Origin of the sequence: Bradyrhizobium sp. WSM471 (genome assembly GCF_000244915.1) — a bacterium.
Taxonomy (GTDB): domain Bacteria; phylum Pseudomonadota; class Alphaproteobacteria; order Rhizobiales; family Xanthobacteraceae; genus Bradyrhizobium.
Genome location: NZ_CM001442.1, coordinates 6,195,362 through 6,211,520, shown reverse-complemented (window position 1 = coordinate 6,211,520; position 16,159 = coordinate 6,195,362). Strand labels below are relative to the sequence as shown.

The following is a 16,159-nucleotide window of genomic DNA, read 5'->3' as shown; positions in this document are numbered from 1 at the left end:
TTGCGGCGCCGTGGGGATGGCGGCTGCAAGGGGCCAAATGACCGAGGTGTTGAACGAGCGGCGGCCCAATTCCTGGCTCTCCGCGATCTGGGCGGCACGCTATCGCACGCCGGCCCGCTTCGTCGCGCTGATCGCGCTGCTGCTGCCGTGGACCACGACCGGGCTCATTTTCGCGCTCATTCCCTGGCTGATCGCGTTCGCGTTCGTCGATCTCCGCGAATTTCCCCGTTCGTTGCTTCGGCCGGTCAGCCTGCTGCCGATTGTGCTGGTCGCGCTCGCCGCCATCGGCGCGCTCTGGTCGGATGCGCCGTGGCCTGATCGAATCCATGCGATCGGCCCGGCGGCGAAGCTGCTGGTGATTCCGCTTCTGATCTACCAGTTCGAGCGCTGGCCGTTTGGCGGCTGGGTGTTTTCCGCGTTCCTGGTGTCCTGCACGGCGCTGATGCTCTATTCCTTCGCCGTCGCCGTCGATCCCGCACTGTCGCTGAAACTCTATCTGTCGCGCGGGCCTTACAAGGTCGAAAGCGGGATCGCTGTGCGCAATTATATCGACCAGAGCCAGGAGTTCGCACTCTGTGCGATCGCGCTGGCCTACCCGATCGTGGCGCTGCTGCGAGAGGGCCGTTACCGCATCGCGGCGCTGTTCGTGGCGCTCGCGATCGGCTTCCTCGCCAACATGATGTTCGTCGTGGTCTCGCGGACGGCGCTGGTGACGCTGCCGATCCTGATCGTGGTCTTCGCCCTCTTGCATCTGCGCCGCCGCACCGCGCTGCTCGCCGCGGGCGTGATGGGGATGTTGGCCGTGCTGCTGTGGACCGTCTCGCCGCATCTGCGCGCGACGCTCGCCAAGTTCAGCGGAGACTACGAAGTCAGCATCGTCGGCAACGACGTCAGCGGCATGGGGTCCCGACTGGAGTTCTGGCGCAAATCGCTGGCGTTCACCGCGGACGCGCCGCTGCTTGGTCACGGCACCGGCGCGATCCGCGGCCTGTTCGAGCGCGCGGCTGCCGGCGAGAGCGGGGTTCGGGCGGAAATCGTCGGTGATCCCCACAACCAGACGCTCAATGTCGCCGTCCAGTGGGGCGCGTTGGGCGTCCTGGTCCTCTACGCGCTCTGGTTCGCGCATCTCTCGCTGTTTCGCGGAGAGGGTCTGGCTTGCTGGGTCGGCCTCCTGGTCGTGGTGCAGAACATGCTGTCCTCGCTGCTCAATTCGCATCTGTTCGATTTCGCCGAGGGCTGGATCTACGTGCTTGGCGTCGGAATTGCCGGCGGCATGGCGCTCGCCGCGAAGACGATACGGAGTTAGTGCGTGCCCAAACTGTTCCAGACGAGGCCGAGGCCCGACAGGAACAAGAGACCGAGCACGACATCGCCGAAATGCTTGTCGCTCAGCGCGTGATAGACGCGCGCGCCGGCCCATGCGCCGATCAGCGTGCCCGGAAATGCGATCACCGCGAGCCAGACCACCTTGAACGCGACGAGGCCCGAGGCGGTCTGCAACACCAAAGCGGCGGCGAGCACGGTGAAATTGAAGAGCTGGAAGATGCCGCGCCGCTCGTGCTTGTTCCAGCCGCGGATGTTCGCCCACAGGATCGGCAGCGGCCCGGACAGTCCGGCAAGGCCACCCAATATGCCGCCAGCAAAACCGATCGCGCCGTCGGCAATGCGGCCGCCGAAGGTGAGGGCGAGCGGCTGCTTGTTGAGATAGAGAGCGGTCGAAAACACCAGGATCAGCACGCCGACGCTCAGTTTGAACACTTTTGGATCGGCGGAGGCGACCAGCATGGTGCCCAGCGGCACGCCGATCAGTCCTCCGATCAGGAACGGCCAGACCAGCGCGAGATCGAAACTTTTCCACATCGACGGCAGCGTCGAGCTCTGCGCGATCACCGAGCAGATCAGCACCAGGGGCACCGCGAGCGAGGGCGGCAGTACATAGAGCCAGATGCCGAGTGCCATCAGCGCCGTGCCGAAACCGGCAAGGCCCGAGACGAAGCCCCCGGCCAGTGCGCCGAGCAGCAGCAGCGCGTAGGTGAGCATTTCCAACAGATTGTCCCTGTCGCCTGGGCGATCCCGAACTGTTGATCGCCATTGCTCGCATAGCACAGCTGCGGCCGTGCAGGTCAATTTCAAAACCGTACGCAAGCGTGATCCTCAGCAGCGCTGCGGTCGATCGGCCAGTCTCCCGAATGAGACTATGGAGAAGGATGATGACCCGCACGAAGATTGCCGTCGCGCCGAGCGAAGCCTATGCGGCCTATCCGTCCCCGTCGCACCAATCCTGCGCTCGCGGCATCGCCGTCAGCATCGATAAGTATTTGCTAGACGATCTGTCTGCTGTCGGCGGGCCTGTGCAGCGCGCTCACGAGGATGCGCAGCGCTTCCGTCAATTCCGCCCTGTTGCGCGCCGCGCCAAGCGAGACGCGTGCCGCATGCGGCAGCGTTCCGTCGACGGTGAAGGCCTCGCCGGCGACGACTGCCAGTCCATTCCGCAGCAGATGCGCCGCGACGTCGGCACGGCCCTCCGGCAGCCGCAGCCAAAGATGGTGAGCGGCGGGCTTGGCCTGGAACTCAAAGCCTTTCAGCGCCCGTTGCGCGAGCTGCTGGCGGCCGATCGCCTCGCTCCGGATGGCGGTGATGATGCGGTCGGCAATGCCGGTCTCGATCCAATGCGTCACCAGCGCGACCATTAGCGGCGCCGGCATCTGCACCGTTGCCTGCAAAGAGTTGCGCATCTCCCGCTGCGAGCTGCTGTCGGGCGTCGTCAGATAGGCGACCCGCAGCGCCGGCGCGATGCATTTCGACAGCGTGGTCGCAAGATAAGTCCGTTCCGGAATGAGATTGGCGATCGGCGATGCCGACCGATCGAGCAGCCCGTAGGCGTCGTCCTCGATCAGAATAGTATCGGCATCGTTGATGATCTTGGCGATGGCGCTGCGCCGCTCGGGGAGCAGCGTCGCGGTGGTCGGATTGTGCAGCGTCGGAATGAGATAGACCGCTTTCGGCTTATGCGTGCGGCAAGCCTTTGCCAGCGCGTCGGGCAGGATGCCGCCGTCATCCATGGCGACGCCGACAAGCTTGACGCCGAGCCGCGCGGCGGCGGCCCTGATGCCGGGAAAGGTGAGGGCTTCCGTCAGCACGACGTCACCTGGACGCGCAAGATGTGCGAGCAGGTTGAACAGGATCGTCTGCGCGCCGGGAAAGATCACGAGCCTGTCGGCATGCGCATGTGGCACGCGTGCGCGCATCCAACGCGCCGCGACCTCGCGCTCGTGTGCGCTGCCGCCGGGCGGCTGGTAGTTGAGATGCGCCGTCAGGCCCGATTGCGCGCGGATGGCTTCCATCCCGGCGATGATGCGCTCGTCGAGCTGCGCTTCGAGTGGCTGCGGCGGCACGTTCATCGAGAGGTCGATCGCGACGGGATGCGGCAGATCGCCCGCGCGGCGCGCGCTGGTCTCCGACACGAACGACCCCTGGCCGACCCGGGCTTCCATGATGCCGCGGCGCCGCGCCTCGGTGTAGGCGCGCGTCACCGTGGTGAGGTCGATGCCGAGCGCCTTTGCCAGCGCCCGCTGCGTCGGCAATTGCTGCCCGCGGACCAGCCGGCCTGCGGCGATATCGGCCTCCATGGCCTCGACGATGCGCTGATAGCGCGGCCCGCTCAGCTCCGAGATTGTAGGGGTCCAATCCATGCAATTAGCGCCCATATCCTTTGAATGTATGGATGCAAGATAGTATTGTATGGATCAATAAAAAGGAAGAGGTGGGGTCATGGCGACCGGTTCAGTCTCTCTGGCAAAAGCGATGTGGCGCGGATTTCGGGGCAAGTGCCCGAACTGCGGCGAAGGGCATGCATTCGGCCGTTTCCTGAAGGTGGCGGATACCTGCGACCATTGCGGCGAGGAGCTGTTCCACCAGCGCGCCGACGATTTTCCGGCCTATCTCGTGATGGTCGTCGTCGGCCATCTCGTGGTCCCTGCGATCCTCGCGATCGAAACCGCCTATGCGCCGGCCGTTTGGCTGCAACTGGCGGTGTGGCTGCCGGTGACCTTGTTCGCTTCGCTCGCGCTGCTGCAGCCGACCAAGGGTGCCATCGTCGGGCTGCAATGGCAGATCGGCATGCACGGTTTTGAGCCGGGCAAGCTGCGGCGCGAAGCTGGTCAGGGTGCACCCGTTTTCGTGAAGGTGAACACGCGCGCGGCATGACTTAAAGAGCCATAGCGTTTACATCGCGGGGTCGCCCGCTACACTCCATCGTACAAACAAGAATGATGGAAACGCCGATGGCCGCACGCTCAAAAACCTTCCTGCTCTGTCACGGCGCGTGGTCCGGCGGATGGGCCTGGAAGAAGATGCATCCGCTGATGGCGCAGGCCGGCCATCGTCTGATTGCGCCGACCTATACCGGGCTCGGCGAGCGCGCGCATCTGGCCAGTCCCGCGATCGATCTCGACACGCACATCCAGGACATTCTCAACGTCATCAGGTTTGAGGACCTCGAGGACATCGTGCTGCTCGGCCATAGCTATGGCGGCATGGTCGCCACCGGCGTCGCCGATCGCGCGCGCGAGCGGGTGACGCAATTGATCTATCTCGACGCCTTCGTGCCGCGTGACGGCCAGTCGCTATTCGATCTCAATGAGGGCGGGCGCGAGCCGATGCGCAAGGCAGCAAGCTCTGGCGACGGCTACCGCATCCCGCCGAACCCGCCGCCGCCGGATACGCCGCAGGCCGATCTCGACTGGCTCAACGCGCGCCGGATCAACATGCCGATCAAATGTTTCGAGACGAGGCTGAAGCTCGAACATGGCGAGCCGGCGATGCCGCGCAGCTACATCTATTGCACGCGCATTCCGCCGGGCGACGTGTTCGGGCAGTTCGCCCGGCGCACCAAGAGCGAGGATGGCTGGCGCACTTTCGATCTCGACGCCAGTCACGCGCCGAACGTGACAGCGCCGGAGGCGCTGATGGCGGTGTTGGAGAAGATCGTCGGCTAACTCACAGTGGTCATTCCGGGGCGTGCGCAGCACGAGCCCGGAATCCATTCCTCTACAGACTCTGTGGCTTGATGGATTCCGGGTTCTCGCTTCGCGAGCCCCGGAATGACGGCGCCAAATGGTGAGGGGCTCGATGCGGTCAGCATAGAGCCCCTCGTTGCAAGATATCAGCCGGCCTGTAAGCCGGGTTCTGTAGGGCACCGTCCGCTTGCGCGAACGATACGTGACGGCCATTCCTCTGGGACCATGTTTGCACATGGCCTCGAGCAACCTACCCGGACGGCGGGCCTGACATCGCCCCGCGGCGTTATCGCTTTCGCGAACAGCCCGCTATGCCGTCCCTATTCGGTTTTGCTCCCGGTGGGGTTTACCATGCCGGCTCCGTTGCCGCAGCCGCGGTGCGCTCTTACCGCACCTTTTCACCCTTACCCGTCTACGCAGCTGACGCTGCTACGACGTGGCAAGCCTTGCGGGCCTGCCTCGCCGAAGCCCCGAAGGGGCGAAGGCGGGCGGTTCGTTCTCTGTGGCACTTTCCCTGGGGTCGCCCCCGCCGGACGTTATCCGGCACCGTATGTCAAGGGAGCCCGGACTTTCCTCCCCGGCGGCCTTTCGGCACTTGCCGGAGCGGCCGTCCGGCCGACTGACGGCTTACGCATGAAGCATTTGTGTCGGTTCCGCAAGCCGATATCGCCATGCGCGGTTCGCCCGAAATAATTTATCCTGAAGATGTCGTTGGGCGCGTGTCCCGTTCGACTGGATGTCGGCAATCCAGCCGTGCAACAGGAGTTAGGCGATGCAGTATTTGCTGATGATCTACCAGAACGAAGCCGAGTACGCGAATATGCGTCCGGCTGCCGGCCAACAGATGACGGCGGAATATCAGACCTTCACGCAAGGCATCATCCAGAGCGGCAATTTCAAGGCTGGCGACCGTTTGCAGCCGACCACGACCGCGACGACGGTCCGCGTGCGCGATGGCAAGACGCTGACGACCGATGGCCCGTTTGCCGAAACGCGCGAGCAGCTCGGCGGCTATTACCTCGTGGAGGCCAAGGATCTCGATACTGCGATCGAGATCGCGTCGCGGATTCCGTCGGCGCGCATCGGCTCGATCGAGGTGCGGCCGATCTGGGTCTACGACAAGTGATGGCGCAGCCGCACATCGTCACATGACACTGTCCGAGATCGACAAGATCTTCCGCGACGAGGCGGGGCGGGCGCTGGCCACGCTGATCCGCCTCGTCGGCGATTTCGATCTCGCCGAGGACGCACTCCAGGACGCCTTTGCGGTGGCACTGGAGCGCTGGCCGGCGTGCGAGTTCCCCGACAATCCGCGCGCCTGGCTGGTCAATGTCGCCAGGCACAAGGCGATCGACCGTATCAGGCGCCAGGCCGTCTTCCGCGGCAAGGAGCAGGCGCTCGTGCACGAGCTCGAGCTGAACGCGCAAGCGACCGCCGAGCCGCCGGCAATGCTCGACGACGATATGCTGCGGCTGATCTTCACCTGCTGCCATCCTGCATTTGCGCCCGAAGTCCAGGTCGCGCTGACGCTGCGCACCGTCTGCGGGCTCTCCACGGCGCAGGTCGCGCGCGCGTTCCTCGTCACTGAGGAGGCAATGGGGCAGCGCCTCGTCCGCGCCAAGCAGAAGATCAGGCTCGCCGGCATTCCCTATGAGGTCCCCGAGCGCGGCACGCTGGTGCAGCGGCTCGACGGTGTGCTTGCCGTGATCTATCTCGTCTTCACCGAAGGCTATGTGGCGACATCGGGTGCGGATTTGATGCGGCCCGATCTTGCGGCCGAGGCCATCCGGCTTGGCCGCTTGCTCGACCGGCTGCTACCCGATCGCGCGGGGATCAAGGGCCTGCTGGCGCTGATGCTGCTGCACGATGCGCGCCGCGCAGGGCGCCAGACCGCCGCGGGCGACATCGTGCTGCTGGAAGAGCAGGATCGCTCGCGGTGGGACCGTGCACAGATCGAGGAAGGTCTGCGTCTGGTGGACGACGCACTGCGCGTGCCCGGCCCGCCACAGCCCTATGGAGTACAAGCTGCGATCGCTGCGTTGCATGCGCGTGCGCCGAGCTATGAGCAGACAGACTGGCCGCAGATTGCCGGGCTCTATGAAGTGCTGCTGCGGATCAATCCGTCACCGGTGATCGAGCTGAATCACGCAGCGGCAATGTCGATGGTCGATGGTCCCGCACGCGCGCTCGATCTCGTGGATGCGATTACGGCGCGGGGCGGGCTTCATGGCTACGAGCTGTTGCCGGCGGTGCGGGCGGATTTGTTGCGGCGGCTCGGCCGGAAGGAGGAGGCGCGCGAGGCCTATCGCGCGGCGACGGAGGCGACGCAGCTCGAGCCGCTGCAACGACTTTATGCGCGAAGGATGAGGGAGATGAACTGAATTCCGTCATGGCCGGGCTTGTCCCGGCCATCCACGTTCTTCCTGTGCGACAAAGACGTGGATGCCCGGGACAAGCCCGGGCATGACGGAGCAAGACGTTCTCGAAGACGTCAACTATTTCGACGCGACCGCCGTTCCCTCCGCCGGCAAGCTTCCCAACAGCGCCTGCAAGGTCGACAGCGTCGAGTGATCCGCGACCCCATCCAGTCGCGCCGGGCGGAAATGGCGCTGGAAAGCGGTGACGACTTCCATGGTCGCGGCGTCGTATTTGCCGGTGAGGGGAACGCCGTAGCCGTATCGGGCGAGCGCCTGCTGCAGGCTCAGCACCTCGTCGCTGATGGTGCCGAGCATCAGGCTCTCGCCGCGCACCACCGGCGCGGGCGTGACCCAGTGGCCGACACCGGAATTGGCGAGCGAATGCCACGGAAATTTTTCGCCGGGATCTTTCTTGCGCGCGGGCGCCACATCGGAATGGCCGAGCACCCGGTGCGCGGGCACCTTGCGGCGGAGCATGATGCCGCGGCACAGTGCGATCACGGCGGCGATCTGGCGCAGCGGAAACTCCGGATAGCCCCAATCGTGGCCGCGATTGACGATCTCGATCCCGATCGAGCAGGAATTGATGTCGTCCTCGCCGGACCAGGACGAGACGCCGGCATGCCAGGCGCGCCTGGCCTCCGGCACGCATTGCACGATGCGGCCGTCTTCCAGCACGACGTAATGTGCCGACACCTCGGTGCCCGCGGAGCAGAGCCGCGCCAGCGCACCTTCGACGTCGGGCATGCCGGTGTAATGCAGCACGATCATATCGGGCTGCCGGCCCTTGTTACGGTCGCCATGGTTCGGTGAGGGGATGATGTCGGAGACGATCGAGGAGTCCGGCTCGAACGTCCGCATGCTCGCGGCGGCCTTGGGAACCGGGAGAACACGTTGACGCTTCGAATCAGATCCAGACGGCGTGGACGAACCGGACGACATAGACAGCTCGAGATAGAGAGAGTGTGTGGGCCAAGCCCTTCTCTTTACTATTCCTTTACCCTCGCTCGTGCGCAATCGCGCGACGCGGTTAACGGATGCATTTTGGCGCATGTGTGTGGATGAAGCATCACCGCCGCGTCAGCTTTTCGACTTGTCGCGAGCCGATCAACGCTTTCTTAACGCTAAGGGCCGTTACTGAGAGATGAAGAGCCGACCCGCGTCCGGAGGCGGCCAAAGCGTATTTTGGCTCGAAATCCCATGGCTGCCCGACAAGTTCCAAGGGGAATACTGGGTTGGTGGCCCGGGACGACCGGGCACGGTAACCATGTTGGACGGGGGTTGGGTCGTGGAACCGCCGCGACGCGGAATCATTCGAGGCGCTATGAGCTTGTTCGTCCCCGATCTCACCTGGGAGTCCGGCGGGGCGATTGGCAGGCCTGGCGCATGAGTTCGGCTCCGCACATCCCCGTTCTTGGCCGTGAGGCCATCGACCACCTCGCCCCGCGCGAAGGCGGCCTATACATCGACGCGACGTTTGGCGCCGGCGGCTACAGCCGTGCGATTCTTGACGTGCCGGGAACCCGGGTGATTGCCATCGATCGCGATCGTACTGCGATCGAGGGCGGCGCCGAGCTGGTCGAACGCTCGGCGGGCCGGCTGACGCTCGTTGAAGATCGCTTCTCCAACCTCGCCGAAATCTGCGCGGCTCAACGCGTCGATGACGTCGTCGGCGTCGTGATGGATGTCGGGGTGTCCTCGATGCAGCTCGACCAGGCCGGCCGCGGCTTCTCGTTCCGCCTCGATGGTCCGCTCGACATGCGGATGGGGCAGGCAGGCCCGACTGCGGCCGATGTCGTGGCGCGCGCATCGGAAGGCGATCTCGCCGATATCATCTATCTCCTCGGCGAAGAGCGGCAGTCGCGTCGCATCGCCCGCGCCATCGTCGCGGACCGTCAGGAGACGCCGTTCACCACCACGCGCGCGCTCGCCGATCTCGTCGGCAGGGTGGTTCGTTCCAAGCCTGGGGATATTCACCCGGCGACGCGGACGTTCCAGGCCCTGCGCATCTTCGTCAACGAAGAGCTCGAGGAACTCCAGAACGCACTCATCGCTGCCGAGCGTGTGCTCAAGCCCGGTGGTCGCCTCGTGGTCGTCTCGTTCCATTCGCTGGAAGATCGCATCGTCAAGAATTTTCTCGCCGAGCGTAGCAAGACGGGTGGCGGCTCACGCCATCTGCCGGAAGTGTCTCAGGCGGTGCCGAGCTTTCAGCTGCTGACGCGGCGGCCGGTGATTGCAGGCGAAAACGAAGTCGCGCATAACCCGCGCGCGCGGTCGGCAAAACTGCGCGCCGGCGAGCGCACCTCGGCGCCCGCGCATGACGATCGCGAGCAATCGTCCTGGCCAAAACTCTCCGACGTCATGAGAGGTGGCTAGCGCATGCGCTTCATCCACCTCCTCGTCATCGGCGCGCTGATCTTCGCGGCGGCCTATGTCTATAGGATCAAGATGGACTCCACGGCGCGCACCGAAAAGGTGCTGCGGCTGCATGCGGAGATCCGCGAGCAGCGCGATGCGATCGCGGCGCTGCGCTCCGAATGGGCCAAGCTCGATGCGCCCCAGCGCCTGCAAGGCCTGTCCGATCGGCATCTGCAGCTCAAGCCGGTCAACGGCACGCAATATGATTCACTGAAGAATTTGCCCGAGCGTCCGCCGCGCATGTTCAGGCCGGGCGAGCCGGATCCGATCGGCGCCATGCTCAACACCATCGAAGCCGCCAGCGATCCCGATAATGTGACGGGCTCCGTGCCTCAGCCCGAGGACAAGCCATGAGTGCTGTGACCCCGGCCAAACCGGCAGAAAAGCCGACCGAGCCTTGGCGGCAGCGGCTGATCCGCAGCCTGCTGTACGGGCGCAACGTCGATCGCGCGGCCAAGGCGCGGGCGCGTGTCGGCCTGGCGATGCTCGCCTTCGGCGCGGTTTACGCCCTGATCGGCGGCCGGCTCGTGATGTTCGCGATCGGCGCCGACGCGCACGGCGCGCGCCGCGCCGCGGCGCAGGAGGTGGTCGCGACCGCGCGGCCCGACATCGTCGATCGCAATGGTGCGATCCTCGCGACCGACGTCAAGGCGTCGAGCCTGTTCGGCGAGCCGCGCCGCATCATCGACAAGGACGAGGCGATCGAGCTTCTGACCGCCACTGTGCCCGACCTCGACGAGGCCGAGGTGCGCGAGCGCCTGAAGACGCGCAAGGGATTCGTCTGGCTCAAGCGCGAGATTACGGCGAAGCAACAGCAGGACATCCACAAGCTCGGCATTCCCGGCATCGGCTTCCTGCGCGAGAACAAGCGCGTCTATCCGACCGGCAACGAGGTCGCCCACGTCATCGGTCTGGTCAACATCGACAACCAGGGCATCGCCGGCATGGAGAAGTGGCTCGACAATCAGGGGCTCGCCGATCTCCATCGCGCGGGCTTTGCCACCGACCGGCTGCAAAAACCGATCGAGCTCTCGGTCGATCTGCGCGTCGAGCACGCACTGCGTGACGAGCTGCTGAAGGCCAAGGAGAAATACCACACCAAGGCCGCCTCCGGCATCGTCTCCAACGTCAAGACCGGCGAGATCGTGGCGATGGTCTCCCTTCCGGACTTCGATCCCAACAGTCCGAAGGAGGCGCACGACCCCGACCGCATCAATCGCCTGACCACCGGCGTCTACGAAATGGGATCGACCTTCAAGGCATTCACGCTGGCGATGGCGCTGGATTCAGGCAAGATCAATTTGAATTCGTCGTGGGACGCGCGCGGAAACCTGCACTACGGCAAGTTCACCATTCACGACAGCCACGCGCTTGGACGCTTCATCAACACCAAGGAAGTGTTCACCTATTCGTCCAATATCGGCGCGGCGCGGATCGCGCTCAGCCAGGGCGTCGAGGCCCACAAGGCGTTCCTTGCCAAGATGGGACAGTTGACGCGGCTGCGCACCGAGCTGCCGGAGAGCGCGGCTCCCCTGGTGCCGCGACGCTGGGGCGAGCTGAACACGGTGACCATCGCGTTCGGCCAGGGCATGTCGGTGGCGCCGCTCCAGGCGGTGATGGGCATCAACGCGCTGGTGAACGGCGGCTATCTGATTCCGCCAACCTTCATGAAACGGACCGAATCCGAAGCGGCGGCGATGGCCAAGCGCGTCATCAAGACGGAGACCAGCGACAAGATGCGGTTCCTGATGCGGCTCAATGCCGAAATCGGCACCGCCAAGACCGCTGACGTCAAGGGTTACTATGTCGGCGGCAAGACCGGCACGTCCGAGAAAGTCATCAACGGCCGCTATGCCAAAAAGCGGGTGCTCAACTCCTTCACCGCGATCATGCCGTGCGATGATCCGAAATATCAGATCCTGATCATGCTGGACGAGCCCCAGGCGATTCCCGAAACGAAGGGTTTCATCACCTCGGGCTGGAACGCGGTGCCGACCGGCGGCAAGGTGATCGAGCGGATCGCGCCGCTTTTGGGCGTCGAACCGCGGTTCGATCTGCCGCCGTCCGAGCGCCTTATTCTTGCAGCATCCAGGACAACCCAGTAATCAACCGGGTGGGCCGTTGCCGCTGCTGAGTCGGGATTTCCCTGGAGATTCGGCGATCCGGTCCGGCATGTCGACTGGAAGACCATGAAGCTGCGCGACCTCCTCGATCAGGACGTTCAGGGCAATGACGCCGCAATCGAGCCCGCCGTCGCGGCGCTCGACGTGACCGGCGTTGCCCTCGACAGCCGCGCGGTCAAGCCGGGTCATCTCTTTTTCGCACTTGCGGGCAGCAAGACCGACGGTGCGCGCTTCATCGATGCCGCGATTGCCGCGGGCGCGGTGGCGGTCGTTGGCGAGCATGTGCCTGATGGCTGCAAGGTGCCGTTCATCTCAGTCGCCAATCCGCGCCGCGCGCTGGCGCTGGCCGCGGCAAGATTCTATCCCGCGCAGCCCGCGACAATTGCGGCGGTGACCGGCACCAGCGGCAAGACCTCGGTCGCCGCATTCACCCGGCAGATCTGGGACCGGCTCGGGCACGCATCCGCCAGCATCGGAACCATCGGCCTGGTCTCGCCGAAGCGCACCGTCTACGGCTCGCTGACGACGCCCGATCCGATTGCGCTGCACCGACAGTTGGACGAGATCGCGCGCGAAGGCGTCACGCATCTCGCCTTCGAGGCCTCTTCTCACGGGCTCGACCAATATCGCCTCGACGGCGTGCGCGTGTCCGCCGGCGGCTTCACCAATCTCTCGCGCGACCACATGGATTATCACCCGACCGTCGCGCATTATCTCGCGGCCAAGCTCAGGCTGTTCCGCGAACTTGTCCCGCCGGGGGGCGCGGCCGTGATCTCGGCCGATCATGATTGCTCGGCGGAGGCGATCAGTGCTGCGAATTCGCGCGGCTTGCGCGTGATGGCGGTCGGTCGCAACGGCGACGGGGTAGGCGAGGGCATTCGTCTCGCCGGTGCGGAGGTCGAGGGGTTTTCGCAAATGCTCGCGCTCGAACATCGCGGCAAGCGGTATGCGATCCGGCTGCCGCTGGTCGGCGAATTCCAGATCGAGAATGCGCTGGTGTCGGCCGGTCTCGCCATCGGCACCGGCAGCGACGCCGCAAACGTGTTCGCGAGCCTCGAACGTCTCGAAGGCGCCAAAGGCCGGTTGGAGCGCGTCGGCGAGCGCAACGGCGCGCCGATCTTCGTCGACTACGCGCACAAGCCCGATGCGCTGGCCAAGGCGCTGCAGGCGCTGCGTCCCTACGCCAGGCGCAGGCTGGTCGTCGTGTTCGGTGCCGGCGGCGACCGCGATGCCGGCAAGCGTCCGATCATGGGCGAGATCGCGGCTGGCAACGCCGACGGTGTCATCGTCACCGACGACAATCCGCGCAGCGAGAAGCCGGAATCCATCCGCGCCGAAATCCTCGCCGCCGCCAAGGGCGCCCGCGAAATCGGCGACCGGGCCGCGGCGATCCGCACCGCGATCGCGGAATTGGAAGATGGCGATGCGCTGCTCATCGCCGGCAAGGGGCACGAGATCGGGCAGATCGTCGGCGGAGAGGTTTTGCCCTTCAGTGATCACGAGGCGGTCGCCGCCGCACTAGCGTCGAGGATTGCATGAGCGCGCCCATATGGACGGTGGCCGAAGTGGCGCGCGCGCTGGGCGTTGCCGGATCATTCCCGGACACGCCGATCGACTTCGTCACCCAGGACAGCCGGCTGGTGAAACCGGGCAGCCTGTTCGTCGCGCTGAGCGGCACGCCGAGCGGGGGCTTCATCTCGGCCTTCGCCAGCGCGCGTGACGGCTGGGAGTTCGCGGACAAGGCGGAAGCTTCCGGCGCGGTCGCGATGATCGTGCCGCACGAGATCGCGGGCGTCCGCATTCCGCAGATCGTCGTCAAGGACACGCTGATCGACGGTCTCTGGGGGCTTGCGCGCGCGGCACGCGCGCGCTTCAACGGCCCGGTGATCGGGCTCACCGGCAGTGCAGGCAAGACCAGCACCAAGGAATTCCTCGCGGCCTACCCCAATGCCTATGCCAGCCCGTCGAGCTTCAACAATTTCTGGGGCGTGCCGCTGACGCTGTGCAATGCGCGGCCGGATGCAAGTCTCTGGGTCGTCGAGATGGGCATGAACCAGGCCGGGGAGATCGCGCGGCTCAGCGAACTGACGCGGCCGACGGTCGCGCTCGTCGTCAACGTCCAGCCGGTGCATCTGGAGAAGCTCGGCTCGCTCGAAGCCATCCGCCGCGAGAAGGTGTCGATCGCACTCGGCCTGCCCGCGGAAGGTGTGCTGGTGCTGCCCGCCGGGATCAAGGCGCCGGACTGGAAGGGCAAGGTCATCCGCTTTGGCGACAAAGCCGAGGTGCACGAGGTCGCGCACGCGCCGCATGGCGACAGCTGGCAGGTCGTGGCCGCGCTCGGCAAGAAGGAGATCGCGTTCAGCCTGACGCCGGGCGCGCCGCACCGCGTCCAGAACGCGCTCGCCGCGCTTGCATCGATCCGTGCGGCCAACCTCGATGCGGCCACGCTTGCGATCAAGCTCGACCGCGTCGGCATCATGACCGGCCGCGGCGTCGAGCAGGCGGTCGGCGGCGTCACCGTGATCGACGACAGCTTCAACGGCAATCCCGCCAGCGTGGCTGCCGCGCTGCAAAGCCTGCAGGCGCGCAACACGACCGGCGGCCGCCGCATTGCGGTACTCGGCGACATGCTGGAGCTCGGCGACGGCGCGCCGGCCTATCACACCGACCTCGCCGGGCATCTCGACGGCATCGACGGCGTCTATTGCGTCGGGCCCCTGATGCGTCACCTGTTCGAAGTGCTTCCAGCCGGCAAGGGCCTCGGCTGGCACGACGACCCCGTTACGCTGAAGCCGGGCGAGGTCGCAAATCTGCTGAGGGCAGGCGATGTCGTGGTTGTCAAGGGCAGCAAGAAGATGTTCTGGGTCAACAAGTTTGTGCCGGGCCTAGTGGCCGCCTTGCAGGCAAGGGCGTAAACTGCTTGGAAGGCGCTGTTCCCGAATCCCACCCTTTCCGGCGCGAAGCCGTTCGTTTTCTTTAGAGGTCGCCCGACCCCATGATGAAGACCAGCGAATGCGCGTGAGGCAGGTTGACAAGGCCAAGATCAAGGCGCGTGCAAAGGCACCATAGGACCGTCTGAATGTTTTACTGGTTGATCGAGCTCTCCAACACATTTCCGGGCTTCGGTGCCGTTCGCACCTTCCTGAACGTCTTCCGTTACATCACCTTCCGCACCGGCGGCGCCGTCGTCACCGGCGCGCTGTTCGTGTTCCTGTTCGGGCCCTGGATCATCGACCATCTGCGCATCCGCCAAGGCAAGGGCCAGCCGATCCGGGCCGATGGTCCGCAATCGCACCTCGCCAAGAAAGGCACGCCCACCATGGGCGGCCTGATGATCCTGTCCGGCCTCACGGTCGGCACGGTGCTGTGGGCCAATCCGCTTAACCCTTACGTCTGGATCGTGCTGGCGGTGACGCTCGGTTTCGGCTTCGTCGGCTTCTATGACGATTATCTCAAGGTGACCAAGCAGACCACGACCGGCTTCGGCAGCAAGCTCCGCCTGCTGATCGAGGCGGCGATCGCGCTTGTGGCCTGCTACGCGCTGGTGCGGCTGAACCGAGATCCCGCATCGACCGCGCTGACGATTCCTTTCCTGAAGGACACCGTGCTGCATTTCGGCTGGTTCTTCGTCGTGTTCGGCGCCTTCGTCATCGTCGGCGCCGGCAACGCGGTGAACCTCACCGACGGTCTCGACGGCCTTGCCATCGTGCCCGTGATGATCGCGACCGCGAGCTTTGCGATGATCGCCTATCTCGCCGGCAACGCGGTGTTCGCCGATTATCTCCAGATCAAATATGTCGCCGGCACCGGCGAACTCGCCGTGCTCTGCGGCGCGCTGCTGGGCGCGGGCCTCGGCTTCCTCTGGTTCAACGCGCCGCCGGCCTCGATCTTCATGGGCGACACCGGCTCGCTCGCGCTCGGCGGCATGCTGGGTGCGATCGCGGTCGCGGTGAAGCACGAGATCGTGCTCGCGGTGATCGGCGGCCTGTTCGTGCTGGAGGCGGTCTCCGTCATCGTGCAGGTGGTGTCGTTCAAGATGACGGGAAAACGCATCTTCCGGATGGCGCCGATCCATCACCATTTCGAGCAGCTCGGCTGGACCGAGCCGCAGATCGTGATCCGGTTCTGGATCATCTCGGTGATGCTGGCGCTCGCCGGCTTGTCGACGCTGAAGCTGCGGTGA

The 16,159-nt window shown here is 65.2% G+C and carries 14 protein-coding genes and 1 other RNA gene; 11 read left to right on the top strand and 4 right to left on the bottom strand.

Features of this window, described 5'->3' with window-relative positions:
- The first annotated feature begins 37 nt into the window (after positions 1-37).
- Entirely contained in the window at positions 38-1,306 is a 1,269-nt protein-coding gene (locus tag BRA471DRAFT_RS28240) for an O-antigen ligase (RefSeq protein ID WP_007613570.1), read from the top strand.
- Here BRA471DRAFT_RS28240 and BRA471DRAFT_RS28235 read toward each other — a convergent pair.
- Together BRA471DRAFT_RS28235 and BRA471DRAFT_RS28230 are read right to left on the bottom strand one after the other, a co-directional pair.
- Entirely contained in the window at positions 1,303-2,046 is a 744-nt protein-coding gene (locus BRA471DRAFT_RS28235; protein WP_035974350.1) for a sulfite exporter TauE/SafE family protein, read from the bottom strand. The genes BRA471DRAFT_RS28240 and BRA471DRAFT_RS28235 overlap by 4 nt on opposite strands.
- 275 nt (positions 2,047-2,321) lie before the next feature.
- Positions 2,322-3,692 carry a PLP-dependent aminotransferase family protein gene (locus tag BRA471DRAFT_RS28230; RefSeq protein WP_007613567.1) on the bottom strand — a complete coding sequence of 457 codons (1,371 nt, stop codon included), beginning with the start codon at positions 3,690-3,692 and terminating at the stop codon, positions 2,322-2,324.
- 79 nt (positions 3,693-3,771) lie between these two features.
- Between BRA471DRAFT_RS28230 and BRA471DRAFT_RS28225 the strand changes: the two genes are divergently transcribed.
- Both BRA471DRAFT_RS28225 and BRA471DRAFT_RS28220 read left to right on the top strand, forming a co-directional pair.
- Positions 3,772-4,206 carry a DUF983 domain-containing protein gene (locus BRA471DRAFT_RS28225; RefSeq protein WP_007613565.1) on the top strand — a complete coding sequence of 145 codons (435 nt, stop codon included), beginning with the start codon at positions 3,772-3,774 and terminating at the stop codon, positions 4,204-4,206.
- Positions 4,207-4,283: 77 nt separating this feature from the next.
- Complete coding sequence (locus BRA471DRAFT_RS28220) at positions 4,284-4,997, top strand: alpha/beta fold hydrolase (RefSeq protein ID WP_007613563.1); 714 nt, start codon at positions 4,284-4,286, stop codon at positions 4,995-4,997.
- Positions 4,998-5,160: 163 nt separating this feature from the next.
- Here BRA471DRAFT_RS28220 and rnpB read toward each other — a convergent pair.
- Positions 5,161-5,641, bottom strand: an RNA gene (rnpB, locus tag BRA471DRAFT_RS35860) — RNase P RNA component class A.
- A 149-nt stretch (positions 5,642-5,790) separates the two neighbouring features.
- Between rnpB and BRA471DRAFT_RS28215 the strand changes: the two genes are divergently transcribed.
- Both BRA471DRAFT_RS28215 and BRA471DRAFT_RS28210 read left to right on the top strand, forming a co-directional pair.
- Positions 5,791-6,144 carry a YciI family protein gene (locus tag BRA471DRAFT_RS28215; RefSeq protein WP_007600836.1) on the top strand — a complete coding sequence of 118 codons (354 nt, stop codon included), beginning with the start codon at positions 5,791-5,793 and terminating at the stop codon, positions 6,142-6,144.
- Positions 6,145-6,166: 22 nt separating this feature from the next.
- Positions 6,167-7,399 carry an RNA polymerase sigma factor gene (locus BRA471DRAFT_RS28210; RefSeq protein WP_007613553.1) on the top strand — a complete coding sequence of 411 codons (1,233 nt, stop codon included), beginning with the start codon at positions 6,167-6,169 and terminating at the stop codon, positions 7,397-7,399.
- Between the two features lie 114 nt (positions 7,400-7,513).
- On the opposite strand, the gene BRA471DRAFT_RS28205 is transcribed toward BRA471DRAFT_RS28210, so the two are convergent.
- Complete coding sequence (locus BRA471DRAFT_RS28205; protein ID WP_035974348.1) at positions 7,514-8,296, bottom strand: N-acetylmuramoyl-L-alanine amidase; 783 nt, start codon at positions 8,294-8,296, stop codon at positions 7,514-7,516.
- A 525-nt stretch (positions 8,297-8,821) separates the two neighbouring features.
- Between BRA471DRAFT_RS28205 and rsmH the strand changes: the two genes are divergently transcribed.
- The 6 genes from rsmH to mraY all read left to right on the top strand — a co-directional run bounded on the left by rsmH (position 8,822) and on the right by mraY (position 16,159).
- Positions 8,822-9,811, top strand: a complete 990-nt coding sequence (gene rsmH / locus BRA471DRAFT_RS28200) for a 16S rRNA (cytosine(1402)-N(4))-methyltransferase RsmH (RefSeq protein ID WP_007613550.1) — start codon at positions 8,822-8,824, stop codon at positions 9,809-9,811.
- Between the two features lie 3 nt (positions 9,812-9,814).
- A complete protein-coding gene (locus BRA471DRAFT_RS28195) occupies positions 9,815-10,207 on the top strand; it encodes a hypothetical protein (protein ID WP_007613549.1) in 393 nt (130 codons plus the stop codon).
- Complete coding sequence (locus tag BRA471DRAFT_RS28190) at positions 10,204-11,958, top strand: penicillin-binding protein 2 (RefSeq protein ID WP_007613547.1); 1,755 nt, start codon at positions 10,204-10,206, stop codon at positions 11,956-11,958. Before BRA471DRAFT_RS28195 ends, BRA471DRAFT_RS28190 begins: the two co-directional genes overlap by 4 nt.
- Positions 11,959-12,042: 84 nt before the next feature.
- Positions 12,043-13,515, top strand: a complete 1,473-nt coding sequence (locus BRA471DRAFT_RS28185; RefSeq protein ID WP_007613545.1) for a UDP-N-acetylmuramoyl-L-alanyl-D-glutamate--2,6-diaminopimelate ligase — start codon at positions 12,043-12,045, stop codon at positions 13,513-13,515.
- Positions 13,512-14,891, top strand: a complete 1,380-nt coding sequence (murF, locus tag BRA471DRAFT_RS28180; RefSeq protein ID WP_007613542.1) for a UDP-N-acetylmuramoyl-tripeptide--D-alanyl-D-alanine ligase — start codon at positions 13,512-13,514, stop codon at positions 14,889-14,891. The genes BRA471DRAFT_RS28185 and murF overlap by 4 nt, the downstream gene beginning before the upstream one ends.
- A 164-nt stretch (positions 14,892-15,055) precedes the next feature.
- Positions 15,056-16,159 (top strand): phospho-N-acetylmuramoyl-pentapeptide-transferase, encoded by a 1,104-nt coding sequence (gene mraY / locus BRA471DRAFT_RS28175; RefSeq protein ID WP_007600847.1) that lies wholly within the window; start codon positions 15,056-15,058, stop codon positions 16,157-16,159.